Source organism: Paracoccus alcaliphilus (assembly GCF_028553725.1).
Taxonomy (GTDB): Bacteria; Pseudomonadota; Alphaproteobacteria; order Rhodobacterales; family Rhodobacteraceae; genus Paracoccus; species Paracoccus alcaliphilus.
The window spans coordinates 1,134,050-1,155,545 of the sequence record NZ_CP067124.1; the positions used below are offsets into that span (position 1 = coordinate 1,134,050).

23 protein-coding genes and 3 pseudogenes are annotated in these 21,496 nt (G+C 65.5%); 22 read left to right on the forward strand and 4 right to left on the reverse strand.

Annotated elements, in window-relative coordinates; translation table 11 throughout:
- The first annotated feature begins 30 nt into the window (after positions 1-30).
- The 10 genes from otsB to JHW40_RS05850 all read left to right on the forward strand — a co-directional run bounded on the left by otsB (position 31) and on the right by JHW40_RS05850 (position 7,464).
- Positions 31-750 carry a trehalose-phosphatase gene (gene otsB, locus JHW40_RS05805; RefSeq protein WP_170851801.1) on the forward strand — a complete coding sequence of 240 codons (720 nt, stop codon included), beginning with the start codon at positions 31-33 and terminating at the stop codon, positions 748-750.
- Positions 747-2,177 (forward strand): alpha,alpha-trehalose-phosphate synthase (UDP-forming), encoded by a 1,431-nt coding sequence (locus tag JHW40_RS05810; RefSeq protein ID WP_090611912.1) that lies wholly within the window; start codon positions 747-749, stop codon positions 2,175-2,177. Before otsB ends, JHW40_RS05810 begins: the two co-directional genes overlap by 4 nt.
- Before the next feature lie 168 nt (positions 2,178-2,345).
- Positions 2,346-2,960, forward strand: a complete 615-nt coding sequence (locus JHW40_RS05815) for a ribonuclease D (protein WP_090611910.1) — start codon at positions 2,346-2,348, stop codon at positions 2,958-2,960.
- Between the two features lie 79 nt (positions 2,961-3,039).
- On the forward strand, positions 3,040-3,987 hold the full coding sequence (locus tag JHW40_RS05820; protein WP_244519178.1) for a KpsF/GutQ family sugar-phosphate isomerase: 948 nt from the start codon (positions 3,040-3,042) through the stop codon (positions 3,985-3,987).
- Position 3,988: 1 nt separating this feature from the next.
- Positions 3,989-4,591, forward strand: coding sequence for a hypothetical protein (locus JHW40_RS05825; RefSeq protein WP_090611905.1), 603 nt, complete (start codon positions 3,989-3,991; stop codon positions 4,589-4,591).
- 74 nt (positions 4,592-4,665) lie between these two features.
- Entirely contained in the window at positions 4,666-5,142 is a 477-nt protein-coding gene (gene lptA, locus JHW40_RS05830; RefSeq protein WP_090611902.1) for a lipopolysaccharide transport periplasmic protein LptA, read from the forward strand.
- Complete coding sequence (lptB, locus tag JHW40_RS05835) at positions 5,142-5,903, forward strand: LPS export ABC transporter ATP-binding protein (protein ID WP_090611900.1); 762 nt, start codon at positions 5,142-5,144, stop codon at positions 5,901-5,903. The genes lptA and lptB overlap by 1 nt, the downstream gene beginning before the upstream one ends.
- Positions 5,904-6,097: 194 nt before the next feature.
- Complete coding sequence (gene hpf, locus JHW40_RS05840; RefSeq protein ID WP_090611898.1) at positions 6,098-6,673, forward strand: ribosome hibernation-promoting factor, HPF/YfiA family; 576 nt, start codon at positions 6,098-6,100, stop codon at positions 6,671-6,673.
- A 73-nt stretch (positions 6,674-6,746) separates the two neighbouring features.
- Positions 6,747-7,211 carry a PTS sugar transporter subunit IIA gene (locus JHW40_RS05845; RefSeq protein WP_090611896.1) on the forward strand — a complete coding sequence of 155 codons (465 nt, stop codon included), beginning with the start codon at positions 6,747-6,749 and terminating at the stop codon, positions 7,209-7,211.
- Positions 7,212-7,272: 61 nt separating this feature from the next.
- A complete protein-coding gene (locus JHW40_RS05850; protein WP_090611894.1) occupies positions 7,273-7,464 on the forward strand; it encodes a hypothetical protein in 192 nt (63 codons plus the stop codon).
- Between the two features lie 75 nt (positions 7,465-7,539).
- Here the strand turns inward: JHW40_RS05850 and JHW40_RS05855 are convergent, their stop codons facing one another.
- Positions 7,540-8,409, reverse strand: a complete 870-nt coding sequence (locus tag JHW40_RS05855) for a branched-chain amino acid aminotransferase (RefSeq protein ID WP_090612096.1) — start codon at positions 8,407-8,409, stop codon at positions 7,540-7,542.
- A gap of 152 nt (positions 8,410-8,561) precedes the next feature.
- Here JHW40_RS05855 and JHW40_RS05860 point away from each other — a divergent pair, with 152 nt between their 5' ends.
- Genes JHW40_RS05860 through JHW40_RS05870 form a run of 3 tightly spaced genes read left to right on the forward strand, consistent with a single transcriptional unit; the run spans position 8,562 to position 10,700 of the window.
- Positions 8,562-9,074 (forward strand): MarR family transcriptional regulator, encoded by a 513-nt coding sequence (locus tag JHW40_RS05860; protein ID WP_090611892.1) that lies wholly within the window; start codon positions 8,562-8,564, stop codon positions 9,072-9,074.
- Positions 9,075-9,131: 57 nt separating this feature from the next.
- Positions 9,132-9,839 (forward strand): response regulator, encoded by a 708-nt coding sequence (locus JHW40_RS05865; protein WP_090611889.1) that lies wholly within the window; start codon positions 9,132-9,134, stop codon positions 9,837-9,839.
- 39 nt (positions 9,840-9,878) lie between these two features.
- Positions 9,879-10,700 (forward strand): uracil-DNA glycosylase, encoded by an 822-nt coding sequence (locus JHW40_RS05870; protein WP_090611887.1) that lies wholly within the window; start codon positions 9,879-9,881, stop codon positions 10,698-10,700.
- Between the two features lie 4 nt (positions 10,701-10,704).
- On the opposite strand, the gene JHW40_RS05875 is transcribed toward JHW40_RS05870, so the two are convergent.
- The gene (locus JHW40_RS05875) at positions 10,705-11,502 is read right to left on the reverse strand and encodes a protein-disulfide reductase DsbD domain-containing protein (protein ID WP_139208150.1); all 798 of its coding nucleotides are present in this window, start codon (positions 11,500-11,502) and stop codon (positions 10,705-10,707) included.
- 102 nt (positions 11,503-11,604) lie between these two features.
- Between JHW40_RS05875 and JHW40_RS05880 the strand changes: the two genes are divergently transcribed.
- Positions 11,605-12,180 carry a YqgE/AlgH family protein gene (locus JHW40_RS05880; protein ID WP_090611881.1) on the forward strand — a complete coding sequence of 192 codons (576 nt, stop codon included), beginning with the start codon at positions 11,605-11,607 and terminating at the stop codon, positions 12,178-12,180.
- Between the two features lie 126 nt (positions 12,181-12,306).
- On the opposite strand, the gene map is transcribed toward JHW40_RS05880, so the two are convergent.
- The gene (gene map / locus JHW40_RS05885; protein ID WP_090611879.1) at positions 12,307-13,098 is read right to left on the reverse strand and encodes a type I methionyl aminopeptidase; all 792 of its coding nucleotides are present in this window, start codon (positions 13,096-13,098) and stop codon (positions 12,307-12,309) included.
- A 103-nt stretch (positions 13,099-13,201) separates the two neighbouring features.
- Here map and JHW40_RS05890 point away from each other — a divergent pair, with 103 nt between their 5' ends.
- The 4 genes and pseudogenes from JHW40_RS05890 to JHW40_RS05905 all read left to right on the forward strand — a co-directional run.
- Positions 13,202-13,942 carry a competence/damage-inducible protein A gene (locus JHW40_RS05890; protein ID WP_090611877.1) on the forward strand — a complete coding sequence of 247 codons (741 nt, stop codon included), beginning with the start codon at positions 13,202-13,204 and terminating at the stop codon, positions 13,940-13,942.
- Positions 13,939-14,664: a GNAT family N-acetyltransferase gene (locus JHW40_RS05895; protein WP_090611874.1), complete on the forward strand. Its 726-nt coding sequence runs from the start codon at positions 13,939-13,941 to the stop codon at positions 14,662-14,664. The genes JHW40_RS05890 and JHW40_RS05895 overlap by 4 nt, the downstream gene beginning before the upstream one ends.
- Before the next feature lie 128 nt (positions 14,665-14,792).
- Positions 14,793-15,699, forward strand: a pseudogene (locus JHW40_RS05900) (transposase).
- Positions 15,700-16,058: 359 nt separating this feature from the next.
- Positions 16,059-16,356: pseudogene (locus tag JHW40_RS05905) on the forward strand (transposase); the annotation flags it as partial.
- A gap of 59 nt (positions 16,357-16,415) precedes the next feature.
- On the opposite strand, the pseudogene JHW40_RS05910 reads toward JHW40_RS05905, so the two are convergent.
- A pseudogene (locus JHW40_RS05910) lies at positions 16,416-17,386 on the reverse strand (IS5 family transposase).
- A 178-nt stretch (positions 17,387-17,564) separates the two neighbouring features.
- Between JHW40_RS05910 and JHW40_RS05915 the strand changes: the two are divergent.
- From JHW40_RS05915 to JHW40_RS05930, 4 genes are read left to right on the forward strand one after another with little or no spacing between them, the layout of a single operon-like run.
- Positions 17,565-18,533, forward strand: coding sequence for a metal ABC transporter solute-binding protein, Zn/Mn family (locus tag JHW40_RS05915; protein ID WP_090614789.1), 969 nt, complete (start codon positions 17,565-17,567; stop codon positions 18,531-18,533).
- Positions 18,530-19,351, forward strand: a complete 822-nt coding sequence (locus JHW40_RS05920) for a metal ABC transporter ATP-binding protein (RefSeq protein ID WP_090614792.1) — start codon at positions 18,530-18,532, stop codon at positions 19,349-19,351. The genes JHW40_RS05915 and JHW40_RS05920 overlap by 4 nt, the downstream gene beginning before the upstream one ends.
- Positions 19,348-20,568, forward strand: coding sequence for a metal ABC transporter permease (locus JHW40_RS05925; RefSeq protein WP_090614794.1), 1,221 nt, complete (start codon positions 19,348-19,350; stop codon positions 20,566-20,568). Before JHW40_RS05920 ends, JHW40_RS05925 begins: the two co-directional genes overlap by 4 nt.
- Positions 20,565-21,485 carry a metal ABC transporter permease gene (locus JHW40_RS05930; protein ID WP_170851893.1) on the forward strand — a complete coding sequence of 307 codons (921 nt, stop codon included), beginning with the start codon at positions 20,565-20,567 and terminating at the stop codon, positions 21,483-21,485. Before JHW40_RS05925 ends, JHW40_RS05930 begins: the two co-directional genes overlap by 4 nt.
- Positions 21,486-21,496: the final 11 nt, after the last annotated feature.

Sequence of the window (21,496 nt, forward strand, 5' to 3'; positions counted from 1 at the left end):
CGGCGCGGATGTAAAAGGAGTTGCTGCGCGATGCTGCCCCCCAAGATCCCTGCCGATGCTGCCCTGTTTCTGGATTTCGATGGCTGCCTGGTAGAGATCGCCCCAACCCCCGATGCGATTTCCGTGCCCCCCGCGCTGCCGGGGGCGCTGGCGCGGCTGTATCGGCGGCTGGATGGGGCGGTGGCGCTGATCTCGGGGCGTTCGGCCAGTGAATTGCGGGGCTTTCTGCCCGATTTTCCCGGCATTGTCGCCGGCAGCCACGGGGCCGAACTCTCGCTGCCGGGCCAGCCCATCCGCCCGATTGACGATGAGGGGGTGGATGTCGGCGCCCTGCAACGGCGGGTCGCGGCGCTGGCGGCAGAGCATCCCGGCCTGCTGGTCGAAGCCAAGCCGCATGGCGTGGCGTTGCATTACCGCGCCGCCCCCGAACTGGGATGCTGGGTCACCCAGACCATGCAGGCGTTGGCCGGGGACTATCCCTCGCTGGTGCTGCAACCGGCCAAGATGGCGGTCGAGCTGCGTCCGGCCTCGGCGGGCAAGGACCGGGCGCTGGCGCTGCTGATGCAGCATCCGCCCTTTGCCGGGCGGCTTGCGATCTATGCCGGGGACGACCTGACGGACGAGGCCGCCATCGCCGAGGCGCAGGATCGCGGTGGCATCGGCATCAAGGTCGGGCCCGGCGACAGCGTGGCCCGCCACCGTCTGGCCGACCCGAACGCCATGCTGCGCTGGCTGGAGGATGCGGCATGAGCGGTGGACGTCTGGTCGTCGTCTCGAACCGGCTGCCCCTGGGTGAAAACCCCTCGGGCGGGCTGGTCGTGGCGCTGGAGGATGCGCTGAAGACCTCGGGCGGGCTGTGGATCGGCTTTTCGGGCGAAGCCGCGCAGGTGGCTTCGGATCATCTGGTCTTTCACGACGGGGCGTCGTTCGGGCGCGCCTCGTTCGATCTGACGCAGGCGGATTTCGACAGCTATTATCTGGGGTTTTCCAATTCGGTGCTGTGGCCGATGTGTCATGGCCGCGCCGATCTGTCCCATATCCTGCCGGAATATCTGGAAGGCTATCGCCGGGTGAATGCCCGCATCGCCGATCTGATGCTGCCGCATCTGCGTCCCGACGACCGCATCTGGGTGCAGGATTACCAACTGTTCCCGCTGGCCGCCGAATTGCGCAAGCGCGGCGTGACCGGCACCATCGGGCATTTCCTGCATATCCCCTTTCCCGGTCCCGCCGACTGCGCCGCCCTGCCCAACCCGGCCGAGCTGTTTGAATGGCTGTCGCATTACGATCTGCTGGGCTTTCAGGCGCAGCGCGACCTGTCGAACCTGTCCGAAAGCGCCCGGCAGCTGATGGATGTCGAGCCATTGGGCCATGACCGCATGCGGCTGGGCGGGCGGCTGGTGCGGCTGGGCGTCTTTCCCGTCGGCATCGACACGGCCGCCTTCATGCAAGAAGCCCGCGATGCCCCGGACGAGGACCGAATGCGGACCCTGACCGGCGCGCAGATGATGATCGGCGTTGACCGTCTGGACTATTCCAAGGGCATCCCGCAGCGGTTCCGTGCCTTCCAGATCCTGCTGGAAAACCACCCCGACATGATCGAGCGCATCGCGTTCCTGCAGATCGCGCCCCCCACGCGCGAGGCGGTGGCGGCCTATCGCGACATCCGCGAGGAAACCGAGCATCTGGCCGGGCGCATCAATGGCGAATATGCGACGATCAACTGGACGCCGATCCGCTTCATCCACCGTTCCCTGCCGCGGCGGATTCTGGCGGGGCTGTATCGGCAGGCGCATATCGGGCTGGTGACGCCGCTGGCCGACGGGATGAACCTTGTGGCCAAGGAATATGTCGCGGCGCAGAACGTCACCAATCCGGGCGTGCTGATCCTGTCGCGCTTTGCCGGCGCCGCCGATACCATGCAAGAGGCGCTGGTGATCAACCCCCATGACCCGTGGGAACTGGCCGAGGCGATGGCAATCGCCATGCGGATGGGCGCCAACGAACGCCGCCGCCGCCATGCCGCGCTGCTGCGCGATGTGGTCGAACATGATGTCGGCTGGTGGTCGGCCACTTATCTGGACGCGCTGGAACAGGCGGCGGCGGAACGCGGCCAGGTTGTTGATGTATCGTCAACAGATCAACAGGACCAGTCTGATCCGTTTGTTCAGCGATGACGACTGATCTGCATTCTTGATGTTCTGCTAAACAGACTTGCGGGGCGTTGAGGTTCTGGATCCCGATAATCCGCCGCAGCCGGGTTTGCGACGTTTTTGTGCTGGAATGCGGCGCCGCTTTCTGGTCGAAGGAGCGCGAAGCGAAAACCGGACGAGGGGGCGCAGGCGATGAGCATCCATCTTTATCAGAACGATCTGCCCGAGGATCTGAAGCTGGGGCCGGTCGTGGCCATCGATACCGAAACCATGGGACTGGATCCGCGCCGCGACCGGCTGTGTCTGGTACAGATGTCATCGGGCGATGGCGATGCGCATCTGGTCCAGATCGAGCGCGGTCAGACCGAGGCGCCGAACCTGTGCCGGATGCTGACCGATGCCAAGGTGCTGAAGCTGTTCCATTTCGGGCGCTTCGACGTGGCGGCGCTGGAAAATGCCTTCGGCGTCGTGACCTCGCCCGTTTGGTGCACCAAGATCGCCTCGAAGCTGGTCAGGACCTATACCGACCGGCATGGGCTTAAATATCTGCTGAGCGAGTTGGTCGGTGTCGATATCAGCAAGCAGCAGCAGACCAGCGACTGGGGCGCGGCGGATCTGTCGGATGCGCAACTGGAATATGCGGCATCCGACGTGCTGTATCTGCACAAGCTGAAGGATGTGCTGGAAGAGCGGCTGCGGCGCGAGAACCGCATGGGGCTGGCGCAGGCCTGTTTCGACTTTCTGCCGGCGCGGGCGCATCTGGACCTGCTGGGCTGGGGGGATGAAAAGGACATCTTCCACCACTAGATTGGGCGGCAGGGCCGGGGGCGCTTCGCCCCCCGGACCCCCCGAGGATATTTTCGCACCAAAGATGGGGCCGGGTGGTTTGACGCAGGACTATATCGAGACGGCGCGGCGGGTGATTCTGACCGAGGCGGATGCGCTGGGGTTGCTGGCGGATGGTCTGGGGCCGGAATTCACCGAGGCCGTGGACCGGATTCTGGCGGTCAAAGGTCGGGTGATCGTGTCGGGAATGGGCAAATCGGGCCATGTCGCTAGGAAGATCGCGGCGACGCTGGCCTCGACCGGGACACCGGCGCAGTTCGTGCATCCTGCCGAGGCGAGCCATGGCGATCTGGGGATGGTCACCGAGGCCGATCTGGCGCTGGTGCTGTCCAACAGCGGCGAGACGCCGGAACTGGCCGATCTGATCGCGCATACGCGGCGGTTCCGGATTCCGCTGATCGGGGTTGCGTCGCGCGCCGGATCGACGTTGCTGCGGCAGGCCGATGTGGCGCTGGTGCTGCCGGCGGCCGAGGAGGCCTGCGGCAATGGCATCGTGCCGACGACCTCGACCACGATGACGCTGGCTTTGGGGGACGCGATCGCCATCGCGCTGATGGAGCACCGCAAGTTCACCGCCGAGCATTTCCGCACCTTCCATCCCGGTGGCAAGCTGGGTGCGCTGCTGTCGAAGGTCGGCGATCTGATGCATCGCGACATGCCGCTGGTGCGGGACGATGCGCCGATGTCCGAGGCGCTGCTGGTGATCAGCCAGAAGGGCTATGGCGTGACCGGCGTGACCGATGCCGATGGCAGGCTGGCGGGTATCATCACCGACGGCGACCTGCGTCGTCACATGCAGGGTCTGCTGGACCGCAGCGCCGCCGAGGTGATGACCCGCAATCCGCGCATCATCGCGCCCGACGCGCTGGCCGAGGCGGCGCTGGCCGAGATGCAGTCGCGCAAGATCACCTGTCTGTTCGTATCCGAGGGCGGGCGCCCCTGCGGCATCCTGCATATCCATGACTGTCTGCGCGCAGGGCTGGTCTGAGATGTCGCGGCGCACCCGTATCGTTCGCGGGTTGCGGGTGTTGCTGCCGCTGCTGGCGCTGGTGATCCTGTCCACGATGTTCCTGTTCTCGCGTCAGTCGGGGACCGAGCCGCAGATCCCCTATGCCGATGTCGATGCCGAAGAGATGGCCCGCGAACCGCGGATGATCGCCCCCGAATATGTGGCCGTCACCGAGGACGGGGCCGAACTGACCCTGCATGCCGCTGAGGCGGCGCCTTCGGGGGCGGGCGGCTCTGCCAGCCGGCTGGCGCTGAACTGGCGGGCGCGTGACGGGCTGGTTGCCGATCTGACCGCGCCGCAATTCGGCATGGCCGAGGGGGTGATCTCGCTGAGCGGGGGGGTGCATATGGCGACCTCGTCGGGCTGGGTGGTCGATGCGCCGCGGATCGACGCGGCCACCGACCGTTCGCGGATCGTGGCAGATGAGGGGGTGACCGCCACCGCCCCCTTCGGAGAATTGAGCGCCGGGGCGATGGAGCTGGCGCCGATAGCCGACGGTCAGGACGGCGCGACCGGGGGGGAAGCCGCCGCCGGGTCGATCTTGAACTTCACTGGCGGCGTTCGTCTGATATACCGTCCCTGAAACGCCGATACCCCGAGACCACCACAACCCGAAACAACAACGCCAAGGCCCCAACACCAAGGAAGGATCCGGTCATGCTGCGCGCCGTGATGATTGCCCTGCTTCTGTCGGCCGGTCCCGCCGCCGCGCAGAGCGTCGCCTTCGGTGGCATGCAGCAGGACCGTTCTGCCCCGGTCGAGGTTTCGGCCGACAATCTGGCGGTCAATCAGGCCGATGGCAGCGCCGTCTTTACCGGCAATGTGGTGATCGGGCAGGGCGCCATGCGGCTGGCGGCCGAGCGTGTGACGGTCATCTATGGCGAGGGCGGGCAGGACCGGATCAAGGCGTTGCAGGCCGAAGGTTCGGTCACGCTGGTCAGCGGCGATGATGCCGCCGAGGCCGGGGCCGCCGATTACGATGTCGAAACCGGGGTGGTCGTGCTGACCGGCGATGTGGTGCTGACACAGGGCCGCAACGTGCTGACCGGCGACCGGGTCCGGGTCGATATCGGCGCGGGCACGGCGCAGGTCGATGGCCGCGTCCGTTCGGTCCTGCAACCCGAGGGGAACTGATGGACGAATCGTCTCGCATGGGGGAACGGGCGGGGCCGACCGGGCTGGCGGTGCGCGGGTTGCGCAAGTCCTATCGCAACCGGCCGGTGATTCGGGACGTCTCGGTCGATCTGATGCGGGGCGAGGTCGTCGCGCTGCTGGGGCCGAACGGTTCGGGCAAGACCACCTGTTTTTACTGCATCGCCGGGCTGGTGCCGCTTGATGCCGGGCAGGTGATGATCGACGGGCAGGATGCGACCCGGCTGCCGATGTTTCGCCGGGCGCGGATGGGAATCGGCTATCTGCCGCAGGAAATGTCGATCTTTCGTGGGTTGACGGTCGAGCAGAACATCATGGCCGTGCTGGAGGTGGCGCAGACCGATCCGCATCACCGCCGCGACCGGCTGGAGGAGTTGCTGGGCGATTTCTCGATCACCCATCTGCGCGGCGCCCCGGCGCTGGCGTTGTCGGGGGGCGAGCGTCGCCGGGTCGAGATCGCGCGCTGTCTGGCCTCGAATCCCGGCTATCTGCTGCTGGACGAACCCTTTGCGGGCGTCGATCCGATAGCCGTGGGCGAGATCCGCGAGCTGGTCCATGATCTGAAATCGCGCGGAATCGGGGTGCTGATCACCGATCACAATGTGCGCGAGACACTGGGAATCGTCGATCGGGCCTATATCCTGCATGATGGCCATGTGCTGATGTCGGGCACCACCGCGCAGATCGTCGAGGATCCGCGCGTCAGGCAGGTTTATCTGGGCGAAAGCTTCTCGATGGGCTGAAACCCGGACGTTAGCGGGCATTTTACATTTCTGACACAGCGGACCGTTGACAGAACCGATTTGCTGTCACCAAATTGGATGTATGCGGGTGGGGATCTGCCTTGCCCGCTCAACCCCGTTTTTCCGCCGCTGCCGGCCTGGGACTGAACGGGTCGGCGCATACGGGAAGAACGGGCAACCGGAAAGGAAAAACGATGCGCTATACCATCAGCGGAAAACACATCGATGTCGGCGACGCGCTTACCACGCATGTCGAGACCGAACTGGGCGAGACGATCATCAAGTACTCGCAGCGCCCGACCGACGCCACGGTCACCTTTTCCCGTGATGCGCATCAGTATCTGTGCGACGCCGTCGTACATCTGTCCACCGGGCTGACGGTTCAGGCCCGCGCCGCCGCGACCGAGGTCTATGCCGCGTTCGAGGCCTGCCGCGAGAAGATGGACAAGCAGCTGCGCCGTTACAAGCGCCGCCTGAAGGACCACCACAAGGATCGCTCGGGGCCTGTTGAATTCGGTGCGGCGGGCATGTATGTGCTGGCCGCTGATGAGGATGAATGGGAATCGCATGACGCAGGTCTGCAACCAATCATCATCGCGGAAATGGAAGCGCGTGTGCCGACCCTGTCGGTCGGTGACGCGGTCATGCAGATGGAGCTTGCCGGAACGCCGCTGCTGGTGTTCCGCAACGAGAAACATGGCGGCGTCAACGTCGTCCACCGCCGGGAGGACGGCAATGTCGGGTGGATCGATCCGCGTGGCAATGGATAGCCCCGCAAGACGCTGATTGAACCGACCGCCCTTGCATCGTGCAGGGGCGGCAGGCGCAGGAAAGTACGACTGGATGCAACTCAGCGATATCATCAGGCCAGGTGCCGTCCGTTCCTTTGGTCAGGTTACTTCGAAGAAACGGCTGTTTCAGGAACTGGCAGAACTGGCGCAAAGCGAATACGGGCTGAACGCGCCCGAGGTTCTGGACGCGCTTCAGGAACGCGAAAGCCTGGGCCCCACGGGCGTCGGGCATGGCGTGGCCCTGCCACATGCGCGGCTGCACGGGCTGGACAAGGTCGTCGGCCTGTTCATCCGGCTGGAAAAGCCGCTGGATTTCGATGCCGTTGACCGCCAGCCGGTCGACCTGGTTTTTGGCCTGCTGGCCCCGGAAACCGGCGGCGTCGATCATCTGAAGGCTTTGGCACTGGTTTCTCGTACCTTGCGGGACGCCGATCTGCGCAGCAAGCTGCGCGCGAACGAGGACCCCACCGCGCTTCATGCGGTTCTGGCGGCGGCACAGGGGATCAAGGCCGCCTGACGGTTTGAAAAGAATCGATTCGGCCCTATAGTGGCCCCGCATGATCATGGGGAGGGCCATTATGGACGAACAGATCAGCGATCAGGCACAACAAGGCGATGGTGGCACCCGGCTGCGTGAATATACGCGGCAGGAACGCGAAGCCGGCATGCATCCGGCCATTGCGACGCTGCGCAGCCGCCCGCAGACGCGGGGCGAGGAAAACCGCAAGACTGCCGAATTCCTTCGCATCGCGCGCGGGCGCACCACCTGACCTGAAAACCCGCTGCCACAACGGAAAAGGGCCGCCCTGTCGGGGCGGCCCATTCGGTCTGGTCCGATCCGGCGCTCAGGCCCGGACCAGTTTCTCATAGGCTTCGGCGATGTCGCGGGTGGTGCGGCCCACCTGGAAACGCCAGTCGCCGATCTCTCCGACCGGGGTCACTTCGGCGGCGGTGCCGGTCAGGAAACACTCCTGGAACCCTTCCAGCTCTTCGGGCTTGATGTGACGTTCGTGAACGGGCGTGCCCTTGTCCTTCAGCATCTGGATGATGGTCTGGCGGGTGATGCCGTTCAGGATCGCGTCGGCCAGCGGCGTATGCACCTCGCCATCCTTGACGAAAAAGATGTTGGCGCCCGTCGCCTCGGCCACATAGCCGCGCCAGTCCATGAACAGCGCGTCCGAACAGCCCTTGGCCTCGGCCGCGTGCTTGGACATGGTGCAGATCATGTAAAGACCGGCGGCCTTGGCAGCGGTGGGGATGGTTTCCGGGCTGGGACGCTTCCATTTCGCCACGTCCAGCTTCGCGCCCTGCCATTTCGCATCGCCGTAATAACTGCCCCATTCCCATGCCGAGATCGCCATGCGCACCGGGTTGCGCGCCGCCGAGACGCCCATATCCAGCCCCGATCCGCGCCACATCACCGCGCGCACATAGGCATTGGTAAAGCCGTTGGCCTCCAGCACCTCTTTCTTCGCCTGGTCGATCTGTTCGGCGGTATAGGGGGACTGCATGTCCAGCAGCCGGGCCGATTCGATCAGCCGCAGCGAATGTTCATGCCCCTTGAAGATCTTGCCGTCATAGCAGCGTTCGCCCTCGAATACCGAACTGGCATAGTGCAGCGCATGGGTCAGAATATGCACCTTCGCGTCGCGCCAGTCGATCAGTTCGCCATCCATCCAGATCTTGCCGTCGCGATCGTCATATGCCGCAGTCATTTTTTTCTCCATCAGTCCAATTTGTCGATTCTTGCGCGGACCGGTCCGGAATCAGACTTTTCTTGCGTAAGATGCTTGACGGCTAGCAATCGAATCTTGGAAAGTCAACAAGTCTGCCCTATCAGGTAGCAAATTGGTGACAGGAGTGACCGATGCAGGAGAATGTGCGAATTACGCCTCTGGGCAGCGAAGACCTGCTGTTTCTGACCGATGACCAGCTGCGACGGGGCATCGAGGCCATGTATTTTGCCTATCGTGCCTTCACCGCCGATCCCGACATGATCCTGACCGATCTGGATTATGGCCGGGCGCATCACCGGGCGCTGCATTTCATCAATCGCGATCAGGGGCTGACGGTGACGTCGCTGCTGATGGTTCTGGGCGTCACCAAGCAATCGCTGAACCGGGTGCTGCGGACGCTGATCGATGACGGGCTGGTCGAAAGCCGCGTCGGCAGGCGTGACCGGCGCGAACGGCTGCTGCATCTGACGCCCAAGGGCGTGGCGCTGGAACGCCGCCTGTCCGAGGCGCAGCGGGCGCGGATGCGTGCCGCCTATCGCAAGGCCGGGCCGCAGGCGGTCGCGGGCTTTCGCATGGTGCTGGAGGCGATGATGGACCCCGAGATGCGTTCACAGTATCAGTCGATGAAGGACCAGCCCGAATAGGCCGCCCCGAACCGGATTGCCCGACCAGACCTTGCCCGAACAGACGGAGCCTTAGGCATGACCAGCCCCGACGCCCATCTTCTGATCGTCGATGACGATGAACGGATCCGTTCACTGCTGGGGCGTTTCCTGCGGCGCAACGGCTATATGGTGACCACCGCCAGCGATGCGGCACAGGCGCGGCGATTGCTCAAGGGTCTGGAATTCGATCTGATCGTGCTGGACGTGATGATGCCGGGCGAGGATGGCATTTCGCTGACCCGCGACCTGCGCAAGGTGCTGGACACGCCGATCCTGCTGCTGACCGCGAAGGGAGAGATCGAGGACCGTATCGCCGGGCTGGAAGGCGGCGCCGATGATTACCTGTCCAAACCGTTCGAGCCGCGGGAGCTGTTGCTGCGAATCGCCGCGATCCTGCGCCGGATTCCCGCCGCCGATCATTCGCAGCCGAAATTCCTGACCCTTGGCGCGCTGCGCTATGACACGGAAAAGGGTGAGTTGTGGCAGAACGACACCCATATCCGGCTGACCGGCACCGAACAGGCGCTGTTGCGGCGTCTGGCCGCCAGCCGCGGCCAATCGGTCAGCCGCGCCGAACTGATCGAGGATATGGGCCGCGGCCCCTCGGCCGAGGAAGGCGAGAATTCCGAACGCGCCATTGACGTGCAGATCACCCGCCTGCGCCGCAAGCTGGAGCCCGACCCGAAAGAGCCGCGCTTTCTGCAAACCGTGCGCGGCACCGGCTATATGCTGGTCACCGACTGACTTGCCCATCGCGCTCGCCCGGCCTAGCTTGCGCCGGTAATGGATGCCAAGCCGACATATCAGGGAATCGATCTGGACGCCGAGACCGCGCTGGCCCTGCTGGCGTGGCAGGCCGAACTTGGCGTGGATGAACCCATATTGGACAGCCCGCTGGACCGGTTCGAACTGGCCCCCCGCGCGCGTGCCCTGACCCCGCCGCCTTCGCCCGCCGCGCCGCCGCCGCGCCGCCCGGCCCCGCAGGACGATCTGGCCGCCCGCGTGGCCGAAGCCGAAGCCCTTGCCGCCGCCGCCGATACGCTGGAGGCACTGGCCACGGCGCAGCAGGGTTTCGACGGAATCGAGCTTAAGAAGGGCGCGCGGAACTTCTGCTTCTCGGACGGCAATCCGAAGGCGCGGGTGATGATCCTGGGCGAGGCTCCGGGCGATGAAGAGGACCGTCAGGGCCGCCCCTTCGTCGGTCGCGCCGGGCAGTTTCTGGACCGGATGTTCGCCGCCATCGGTCTGGCCCGTGACGCGGTGGATGCGGAAAAGGCGCTCTATATCACCAATGTCCTGACATGGCGTCCGCCGGGCAACCGCGATCCTGAACAGGCCGAAATCGCCTTGGCGCTGCCCTTCGTCCGCCGCCATGTGGAACTGGCCGCGCCGGATCTGATCGTGCTGATGGGCAATATCTCCTGTCAGGCGGCGCTGGGGCGACGCGGTATCCTGCGGCTGCGCGGGACATGGGTGCAGGCCTTCGACCGCCCGGCGCTGCCGATGACCCATCCGGCCTATCTGCTGCGCACCCCCGCCGCCAAGCGCGAGGCATGGGCCGATCTGCTTTCCATCGCCGCCCGGCTGGAGGGCGACGCCACCTGACGCTTCAGTTCGCCCTGTTGCAACCGATCATCTCGACCGCGCCCTTCGGCCCGATCAGCGTCAGGCGCAGCTTGTCGGCGTCCACCTCGAAGGGCTTGCCATCGGGCGGGACCAGATCGGCGGTCAGCACCACCTCGTCGGTCATCTGCACGATCTGGACCGAGGACACCCAGATCCCCGGATCCTGCGCCAGCTCGATGGCGGCTGCGGTAATCGGGCTTGGCGTGACCGGGGCCGGGGGCGTGTGAAGGTTGACCTGCATGCCATCCTCGATTTCACGCAATTCGCAGGCGGGACGCAATGGCGAACGCACCGGTCCCCGCGCCAGCGCCTGGGTGATTTCCGGGTCGGGATGGGCGTCAGGACCATCGGCACGCAGCGACAGATGGGCAGGCACGCAGATGCGCTCGCACAGGCCCAGACTGATCTCGGCCACCAGCTCGACCGGCTGGCCGGCCTGCGCGGGACGGGCGGTAAAGGGCAGAACCAGCCGGTCGTGAAACCCAAGGCTGACATCATCGCCCGAGGCGATGGCCTCGGGCTGGGGCCAGTGAAACTCGACCCCCACCAGATTGACTGATCCGCTCCAGTCGAATTCGGGCGGCAGGCCGCTGTCGCCGGGACTGCGCCAATAGGTCTTCCAGCCCGGCTCCAGCACCAGTTCCAGCGCCGCCATGCGGCTGCCATCGGTGGCGATCCAGCCCGGCAACAGCCGCGCCGCCTGCAAGCCGGGGGGCAGGGGCTCGGCCAGAACGGGCAGGGGAAGGATGGAAAGAAACGCGATCAGGCAAATCCGGGTCATGTCACGGTCATAGCGGCACAATCTCAACGACAGAAGTCACAAATGCGCGCAACCCTTGCAGTTCCGGCGCCAAGCCACGATCTTGAAGGGAAAGGAGGCCAGATGAACGACAGCCCCCAGAACCTGACAGGCAAGATCCTGATCGCCATGCCTGGCATGGCCGACCCGCGTTTCGCGCGCGCGGTGGTGCTGATCTGCGCCCATTCCGACGATGGCGCGATGGGTCTGGTCCTGAACCGCCCCCTGCCCGAGATCGATTTCGGCGATCTGCTGGAACAGCTGGGGATCGAGGCCGACGACACCGCCCGCCCGATAGAGGTCCGTTTCGGCGGCCCGGTCGAACCCGGCCGCGGCTTCGTGCTGCACAGCGTGCCCGAACATGGCGACGATCCCGAAGGCAGGCTGCGGATCGGCCGCGCGCTGGCCATGACCACGACCCGCGACATTCTCGAAGACCTGGCGCATGGCGACGGGCCCGAATCGGCGGTGCTGGCGCTCGGCTATGCCGGATGGGGCCCCGGCCAGCTGGAACAGGAAATGCTGGACAATGGCTGGCTGACGGGCGAGGGCGCGGAAGACCTGATCTTCGGTGCCGCGCACGAGGAAAAATGGCCGCTCGCGCTTCGCGCCCAGGGCATCGACCCCTCACTCCTCTCCGCCGCCGCAGGCCGCGCCTGACGCCAGCCCATCTTTGGTGCTCAAATATCCATCTGGGGCTTGCCGGCGGTGCGCACCGGTTCGAGCACTGTCCGGGCGCCGGGGGCGAAGTGCCCCCGGCCATCGCGGGACGCAAGCCCCCTCGGCTCATCCGGGAAAGAACAGATCCGATGGCGTGAAGATCTCGCAGCCATCCGCCGTCACGCCGATGGAATGCTCGAACTGCGCTGACAGCGATTTGTCGCGGGTCACGGCGGTCCAGTCATCGGCCAGCACCTTGGTGTCGGGCCGCCCCAGATTGACCATCGGCTCGATGGTGAAGAACATGCCTTCCTCGATCACCGGACCTTTGCCGGAACGGCCGAAATGCAACACATTGGGCGGCGCGTGAAAGGTCCGGCCCAGCCCGTGACCGCAGAAATCGCGCACCACCGACATGCGCTTGCCCTCGACATAGGTCTGGATCGCGGCGCCGATATCGCCGAAAGTGGCGCCGGGGCGCACCGCCTCGATCCCCTTCATCAGTGCGTCATGGGTCACCTGAATCAGCCGCTGCGCCTTGATCGGGGCCTTGCCCGCGACATACATCCGGCTGGTATCGCCATACCAGCCATCGACGATCACCGTGACGTCGATATTCAGGATATCGCCATCCTGCAGCAGCTTCTCGCCGGGAATGCCGTGACAGACAACATGGTTCACGCTGATGCAGCTGGCATGCTGATAGCCGCGATAACCGATGGTGGCCGAGGTGGCCTGCAATTCCCCGACTCGCCTGCGGATGAAATCATCCAGCGCCCCGGTGCTGACGCCCGGCTCGACCAGAGGGCCGACCTCGTCAAGGATTTGCGCCGCGACCCGGCCGGCCTTGTGCATGCCGGCGAAATCCTCGCGCGCGTGAATGCGGATCCCTTCGCGGGTAATGCGGCTTTCGTCCATCGCTGATCCTTTCGCTTGGCCCCATAGATAGACCTCACTGTCCACTTGTTCCAGCCCCGCGATCGGGCATAGAACGGGGCAACAGACGCGAGGGGCCAGGGCCATGCAATCAGACAATCCGACAGCCGCCATCCTTGTGATCGGGGACGAGATCCTTTCGGGCCGCACCCGCGAAGGCAACGCCCATCATCTGGCGCAGGTGCTGAACGCCACCGGCTTCGACCTGCGCGAAATCCGCGTCGTTCCCGATGATCACGACCAGATCGTGGCCGCGATCCGCGCCTTCGACGGCAGTCTGGGCGGGGCTTATGACCTGTTGTTCACCTCGGGCGGGATCGGGCCGACCCATGATGATATCACCGCCGATGCCGTCGCCGCCGCCCACGGCACCACGGTCGAGATCCATGACGCTGCCCGCGCCCTGCTGCAGGCCCGCTGCGACCGGATGGGCACGGAACTGACGCCCAACCGGCTGCGCATGGCGCGGATCCCGGTGGGGGCGGCGCTGATCGACAATGCGGTGTCCGGCGCGCCCGGCTTCTCGATCGGCAACACCCATGTCATGGCCGGTGTCCCCGAGGTGTTTCGCGGCATGGTGGACTGGCTGGTCCCGCGTCTGGGCGGTGGCCGCCCGGTGCAGTCCCGCACCATCGAGGTCCGCCGCGGCGAAAGCGACGTGGCCGACGAACTGGGCGTGATCGCGGCGGAATTTCCTGACCTGTCGCTGGGGTCCTATCCTTATCACGACGAACGCGGCTGGGGCACAAATCTGGTCGTGCGCGGGCTGGATGCGGCGCGGGTCGAACAGGCGATGGATCAGCTGAAGCAAAGGCTGTCGCTGTGAACGACACCGGGCTGCGCGCCGCCTTTCAGGCGACATGGCCCGCGGCGGAATATGCCGATGCGGGCGGCTTCCGCGTGGGCTGCGGGCTGGGCGGCGGTGGCCGGGTCAGTTGCGCGATGGCCACCGGGCCGTGGACCGAAGCCGATCTGCACGAGGCCGTCGGGCTTCATCAGCGCTGGGGTCAGCGCCCGATGTTTCTGGTCTTCGACGACGACGCCCTGCTGATCGCGGCGCTGAAGGCGCGGGCCTTCGTGCGCGAATCGCCCACCGTGGTCATGGAGATCCCCGTCGCCGTCCTGACCGACAGCCCCGTCCCAATGCTGTCGGCCTTCACCATCTGGCCGCCTCTGGCGATCCAGCGCGAGATCTGGAGCGCGGGCGGCATCGGCCCCGCCCGTCAGGCGGTAATGGAACGTGTCAGCGATCCGCATATTTCGATCATGGGCCGGGTCGAGGACCGGGTGGCCGGCACCGCCTTTGCCGCCGTCCACGGCCCGGTGGCGATGGTCCACGCCATCGAGACCGATCCGACCCTGCGCCGCCGTGGCGTGGCGGGCCGGATGATGCGTCAGGCGGCTTTCTGGGCGGCCGACCGCGGTGCCGAACGCCTCGCCCTCGCCGTCACCCGCGCCAATGTGAATGCGCTGGCACTCTATGAGCGGATGGGGTTCCAGGAGGTCGCGGGCTATACCTACTACGCCCGCCCCGAGGGCTGGGCCTAGACCCCCATGATCGCTGTGTGATCTGACTGTGTCAGCAGCCTCATCCGCGACATTCCGCGTTCGAGGATTGCGCGAGATTGACTGGTGCCGCGCCTCAGGAATGGGAGCGGGGCCGAATTCGGCATAGCATGTTCATCGGGACGGATGTCTACGATGCGACGATATCCGTCGCGGTCGCACAGGGAGGAACATGGCAGCGAGGTGCGGCACTGGGGGACAATTCCACACCGCCCGGACCACCTTCGGAAGCTGGGAGCTGATGGGCGTCATTTGCATTTCTGCTATAAAGCCGGACCATGCGGCTCTGGCTTGCACCGCCAGTTTGTCGAAGCGGGTCGTGACAGCATCTGCAGGGCTTTCTGCGGCGCCACGACCGGCATCTTTCCCGGCAAGAAAGGTTGTTCCGTGGCCAGCCGCCGCTGGCTGACGACGGAGCGCTTCACGCATCCGGCGCAGCAGATCGTCCTCCAGGGCTACATTGATGCCGTCGCCGATGCCGAAGCGCGGATCGAGCGGCTGACCGGACAGATTGCGGGTCTGCTGCCGCAGTGGAGCCTCGCGCCGGTGGTCGCGGCGGTTCAGGCAATGCGCGGGGTCGGATTCAAAGTCGCGGTGACGGTAGTGGCCGAGGTCGGGGGCTTCCACCGCTTCGACAGTCCGCGCCAGCTGATGGCCTATCTTGTGCTGACACCGTCGGAGCATTCCAGCGGGGCCAGTGTGCGCCGGGGCGGGATCACAAAGGCGGGCAGTGGCCTGGCCAGGCGCGCGCTGATCGAGGGAGCCTGGAGTTATCGGATGCAGCCGCGGGTCAGCGTGAAGCTTCTGGCCCGGCTCGAGGCGCTGCCCCAGATGGTGCGCGATATCGCCTGGAAGGGGCAACTCAGGATGTGCCAGCGATACCGCCATCTGGTTGCAGCGGGAAAGGCGAAGGTCGTCGTCGCGACGGCGATTGCGCGCGAAATGCTGGGCTTTGTCTGGGCAATCGCCAGAGCGGTGACAACGCCCACCGCTGCACCCGTCGCTAAGGCCCTCTGAGAAAGAAGGTTCGCCCCGATCAGGCCGATGCGCAGGGTTGGGGGCGGAACGCGGTGGGGAACCCTCGTGCCCTGTTATTGGCCGACACTGTCGATGCCCGATCCCTGGACCGAGGCAGCCCCAAGACGAAACCACGGGCATGCGGTAGCCAACCCGCGCATGAGAGCTTGCTCAACCGTCGTCTCAGTTCTGCCTCCTGCCATGCGCATCTACACCATGCCACGTCCGGTCGAGCCGGATTAAGTGCCATGGAATAAAGGATTGACTGCGATCAGGAGAGCAAGCCGCTGAAATAGTCATTTTTCGACTTGATTTTGGGAACATGTTTCACCCTCGGGGTGGTGACGACGGGAGTGATGATGCGCGGGATGGACGAGGGGAGCGGGTCGCTGTTCAGCTATGTCGATCTGGAGGCGCGCATCCCCGCACGGCATCCGCTGCGCAAGTTCCGGCAGGTGCTGAACGAGGCGCTGGCCAGCCTCTATAGCGAGTTTGAAACGCTCTACTCCGACTTCGGCCGCCCGTCGATCGCACCGGAATGGCTGATCCTGGCCAGCCTGCTCCAGATCCTGTTCTCGGTCCGGTCGGAGCGGCAGTTGATGGAACAAATGCAGTATAACCTGCTGGTTCGTGGGGCTTGGGGTAGATGATCCGGTCGGATTGGCGTTGTTGCGCAACTATCGCTTGAGGCGTGACTGCCCCTTCCCCCACTCAACTCAGGCTAGGCGGACGATGTCGGCTTTGCCGAGGGCGTTGAAGCGGTTCATGAGTGCGACGCGGATGTGGACTTCGGCGGTCTGGCGATCCGGGTCTCTCGCCATGATGCGTTCGCCGAAGGATTTCAGGCAGCGCATCCTCGCCTCGATCCGGCTGCGGGCGTGGTATCCAGTCCAACGTTTCCAGAAAGCCCGACCGTAATGTCGGGTGGCGCGCAGGGTGTCGTTTCGGGCGCGTGCCGCCGGGCAATCTTCCTTCCACAGCCGCCCGTTCTTGCGGATCGGAATGATCGGGGTGGCCTCACGCGCGAGGATAGCGGTGTGGCAGCGGCGCGTGTCATAGGCGTCGTCGGCGGTGACCGTGCCGATCTTCTCGTCCGCCGGGATCTGGTCGAGTAGGTCGGGCAGAACGGGGCTGTCGCCGTCACGGCTAGGGGTGAATTCCACCGCGCGGATGTCGGACGTGGCCGGGTCCATCGCCAGATGCACCTTGCGCCATTGGCGCCGCCCCTGCACCCCGTGCTTGCGCGCCTGCCATTCGCCGTCGCCGAGGAACTTGATGCCCGTGCTGTCGACCAGCAGGTTGAGCGGCCCGTCGGCGCGGCGATAGGGGATCTGCACGGCCAGGGTCTTCTGTCGGCGGCACAGCGTGAAAAAGTCAGGCACCGGCCAGTCCAGCCCCGCCAGCTTCAGCAGGCTCGCCACCATCCCGCCTCGCCAAGGTTCCTCGAACCAGTGGCGGAACCTGGCTCGATCTGGCGAAGCGGCAGCTTGAACAGGACCTTGATCGACAGGCAGAACTGTATCGCCGCATCGGAAAACACCGCTGGCCTCCCAGGCCTCCCATCACGCGGCGCAAGCCAGGTCATGTCCGTGTCCACCCAGATCAGCAGCGACCCCCGCTTGCGCAGCGATGCGTTGTAGCTGGACCAGTTCGTCGTGCGATAGCGGGCGGGTGATGGCTTGCTCATGCAGCGCGTCTAACGGCATGGATTCGCAAAGTGAATCACTTGCCGTCAGGCTTGTGCAACAACGCCGTCTGACAACACATCCGTTCACGAAAACGCGCCCTATATGCGAATGATTTGCACTTGCAACTTGATTTGCAGATGCTATCTTCCTGCGAAGGAATTGCAACTGGGAAGGCGCATGATGAACAGGCGAACGCTTTTGGCCGGGGTGGGGACGGTACTTCTGGCGGCATTGGCGTTGAATCCCGCCCAGGCGGCAGGGGGCAGGCTGAACGTCGTTGCCACCACCGGCATGATCGCCGATGCCATCACCCAGGTCGGCGGAGAGCGGGTCGAGGTTCGCGCGCTGATGGGGCCCGGTGTCGATCCGCATGGCTATCGCCAGACGCGGTCGGACATCATGGCGATGACCTCGGCCGATGCGGTGTTCTGGCATGGTCTGTCCCTCGAGGCGCAGCTGGAGCAGTTCTTCCACGAACTGGGCGATATCAAGCCGGTCGTGGCACTGGCCGAGCTGTTGCCACGGGACAGCCTGCTGGGGTCCGAGGAATATGAGGGCCGCCATGATCCGCATGTCTGGATGGACCCCACTCTTTGGGCCGATGTGGTCGAGGCGGCGCGCGATTCGCTGACCGATCTTGATCCCGAAGGCGCCGAGACATTTGCCGCCAATGCCGAGACCCATTTGCAGGAACTGTCGGAATTGCAGGATTATGCCGCAGGCGTGCTGGCCACCGTGCCGCCAGAGGCGCGGGTGCTGGTCACGGCCCATGACGCCTTCAACTATTTCGGGCGGGCCTATGATTACGAGGTGATGGGGATTCAGGGGATCTCGACCGAATCCGAGGCCGGGCTGGCGCAGATCGAATCTCTGGTCAGGCTGCTGGTGGATCGGCGGATCGGCGGGATCTTTGTCGAAAGCTCGGTTTCCGACCGCAATGTCATGGCGCTGATCGAAGGTGCGCGCGCGCAGGGGCACGATCTGACCATCGGCGGAGAGCTGTTTTCCGACGCGATGGGCAGTCCCGGCAGCTATGAGGGCAGCTATATCGGCATGATCGACCATAACGTCACCACCATCACCCGCGCACTTGGCGGCGAGGCGCCGGAAAAGGGCATGAAGGGCCTGTTGGGGGACGTGAAATGAACGCCAGTCCGGAACTTGTGGCGCATGGCGGGCGCAGGCTGGCCCGCGACCATCCCGAAAGCCCGCTGGCGATCGGCGGGCTGACGGTGTCCTATGGCGACAAGCCGGTGCTGTTCTCGGTGGATTTCGTGACGCCGCCGGGGGCGATGCTGGCGGTGATCGGGCCGAATGGTGCGGGTAAATCGACGCTGATCAAGGCGGCGCTGGGGATCGTCCCGCGGGTCTCGGGCGAGGTGACGTCCTTCGGACGGCCGCTGAAGCAGGCCCGGCACCGCATCGCCTATGTGCCGCAGCGGGCCAGCGTGGATTGGGATTTTCCGGCCACCGTGCTGGATGTGGTGCTGATGGGGCTGTATCGCGATATCGGCTTTCTGCGTTTCGCGGGCGCGCGCCACCGAAGGCGGGCGATGGATTGTCTGGATCGCGTGGGCATGCAGGCCTTCGCGCATCGCCAGATCGGGCAATTGTCGGGCGGCCAGCAGCAGCGGGTGTTTCTGGCCCGCGCACTGGCGCAGGACGCCGAACTCTATGTCATGGACGAGCCCTTTGCCGGGGTCGATGCGGCGACCGAACGCGCCATCATCGCCGTGCTGAAGGACCTGAACCAGCGCGGCAAGACCATCATCTGCGTGCATCACGATCTGGCCACGGTGCGCGATTATTTCAGCCATGTGCTGATCCTGAATGTGCGCCGGGTCGCGGATGGGCCGGTGGCAGCGGCCTTTACCCCCGAGAATTTGCAGATCGCCTATGGCGGGCGGCTGGCCACGGCGCAAATCGACCGGATCGCCACCGGCATCGCGGGTCAGGCGGGATGAACGGCTTTTTCGCGGCACTGTTCCTGCAGGCGGGCTATAACACCGCGCTGGTGACGGTGGGGGCGGCGGTGCTGGGGGCCTGCGCGGGGGCCATCGGCAGCTTTGTGCTGCTGCGCAAACGTTCGCTGGTATCGGATGCGATCAGCCATGCGACCCTGCCGGGGCTGGCGCTGGCCTTCATCGCAATGGCGCTGCTGACCGGCGATGGCCGCTGGATGCCGGGGCTGATGATCGGGGCGGCGATATCCGCCGGGCTGGGGCTGCTGATCGTGGACTGGCTGCAACGCCGCACCCGGCTGGCCGAGGATGCCGCGATCGGCGCTGTCCTGTCGGTGTTCTTCGGCGCCGGGGTGGTGCTGATGACCGTGGTGCAGGTGATGCCGGTCGGGCGGCAGGCGGGGCTGTCCAGCTATCTTCTGGGTTCGACGGCGGGGATGCTGCGATCCGAGGCGCAGATCATCGCCATTGCCGCCGCGCTGACCGGCATCGCGATCTTTCTGCTGCGCCGCCCTTTTACGCTGGTCTGTTTCGACCCCGAATATGCGCAGGTCAGGGGGATCAATGTCCGGCTGACCGATCTGGCGATGATGGGGCTGCTGATGGCGGTGACGGTGATCGGGCTGAAGGTGGCCGGGCTGGTGCTGATCGTGGCGCTGACCATCACCCCCCCGGTCGCCGCACGGTTCTGGACGGACCGCCCCGGCCGCATGGTGGTGATCGCAGCCGTGCTGGGGGCGATGGCGGCATGGCTGGGGGCGGTGGTGTCCTCGCTGGATCGCGGTCTGCCCACCGGGTCGCTGATCGTGCTGTTCGCCTTTGCGCTGTTCGTGCTGTCGCTGGTCTTTTCGCCGCGCCGGGGGCTGCTGGCGGGGGTCATCCACCGGCTGCGGTTTCATGGCCTTGTGCACGAGCGTCAGGGCCTGCTGGCGCTGGCCCGCAACCAGCCGATCTATGACCGCGACAGCCTGCGCCGCCTGCGGTCGCGGGGCTTTGTCCGCGCCGACGGGGTCGCCACCCTGGAAGGCCGCGCCGCCGCCGCCGATGCCTGCCGGGACGAGGCGCGCTGGACCCTCTATCGCAGCCTTTACCCCGAAGAGGCCGCCGCCTCGATGTCGCAGGGCATCCGCCCGCTGGCCGAGGTGCTGTCGCCCGATATCATCGAGGATCTGGACCGCAGGCTGGGCACGGCCGCTGGTCCGCGAGAGGTCGCCCCATGATCAACGGTTTCGTGCAACTCAGCCTGACGCCGATCCTGATCGGCACGCTGGCCGCCTGCGCCTGCGCCTTGCCGGGCAATTTCCTTGTGCTGCGCCGCCAAAGCCTGATCGGCGACGCCATCAGCCATGTCGCGCTGCCCGGTATCGTTGTGGCCTTCCTGCTGACCGGCACACTGGCCGCCTGGCCGATGCTGCTGGGCGCCGCCGCCTCGGCGATCATCGCCGTCGGCCTGATCGAGCTGATCCGCAGGTTGGGTCGGATCGAACCGGGGGCGGCGATGGGTGTCGTCTTTACCACGCTGTTCGCGCTTGGCGTGTTGTTGATCGAGCAGAGCGATACCAGCAATGTCCATCTGGATGTCGAGCATGTCCTCTATGGCAATCTGGAAAGCCTGATCTGGCTGCGCGGCACGTCATGGGCCTCATTGGCCGATCCGGTGGCGCTGGCCAGCCTGCCGCCGCAGCTTGGGCGGCTGGCGCTGGTGCTGCTGGCGATGGTCGTCTTTACCGTGGTGCTGTGGAAGGAACTGGTGATCGGCACCTTTGATGCGGCCTTTGCCGCCAGCATCGGCGCACGTCCGGCGCTGAGCGGGTTCGGGCTGGTGGTGATGGTCGCGGTGGCGGCGGTGGCGGCTTTTGATGCGGTGGGCTCGATCATCGTGATCGCGATGTTCATCTGCCCGCCCGCCGCCGCGCGAATGATGACCGACCGCATCGGCCCGCAGGTCGGATGGAGCCTTGTCTTCGCCACCATCTCGGCCATCCTCGGTTATGTGCTGGCGGGATACGGACCGCTGTGGCTGGGCGGGCAGCATTCGGTTTCGGCCGCCGGGATGATCGCGCTGGTGTCCGGGGTGATCCTTGGGCTGGCGGCGCTGTTCGGGCCAAGGCGGCGCGGTACGCGGCAGCAGGCCTGAACCTGCCATTT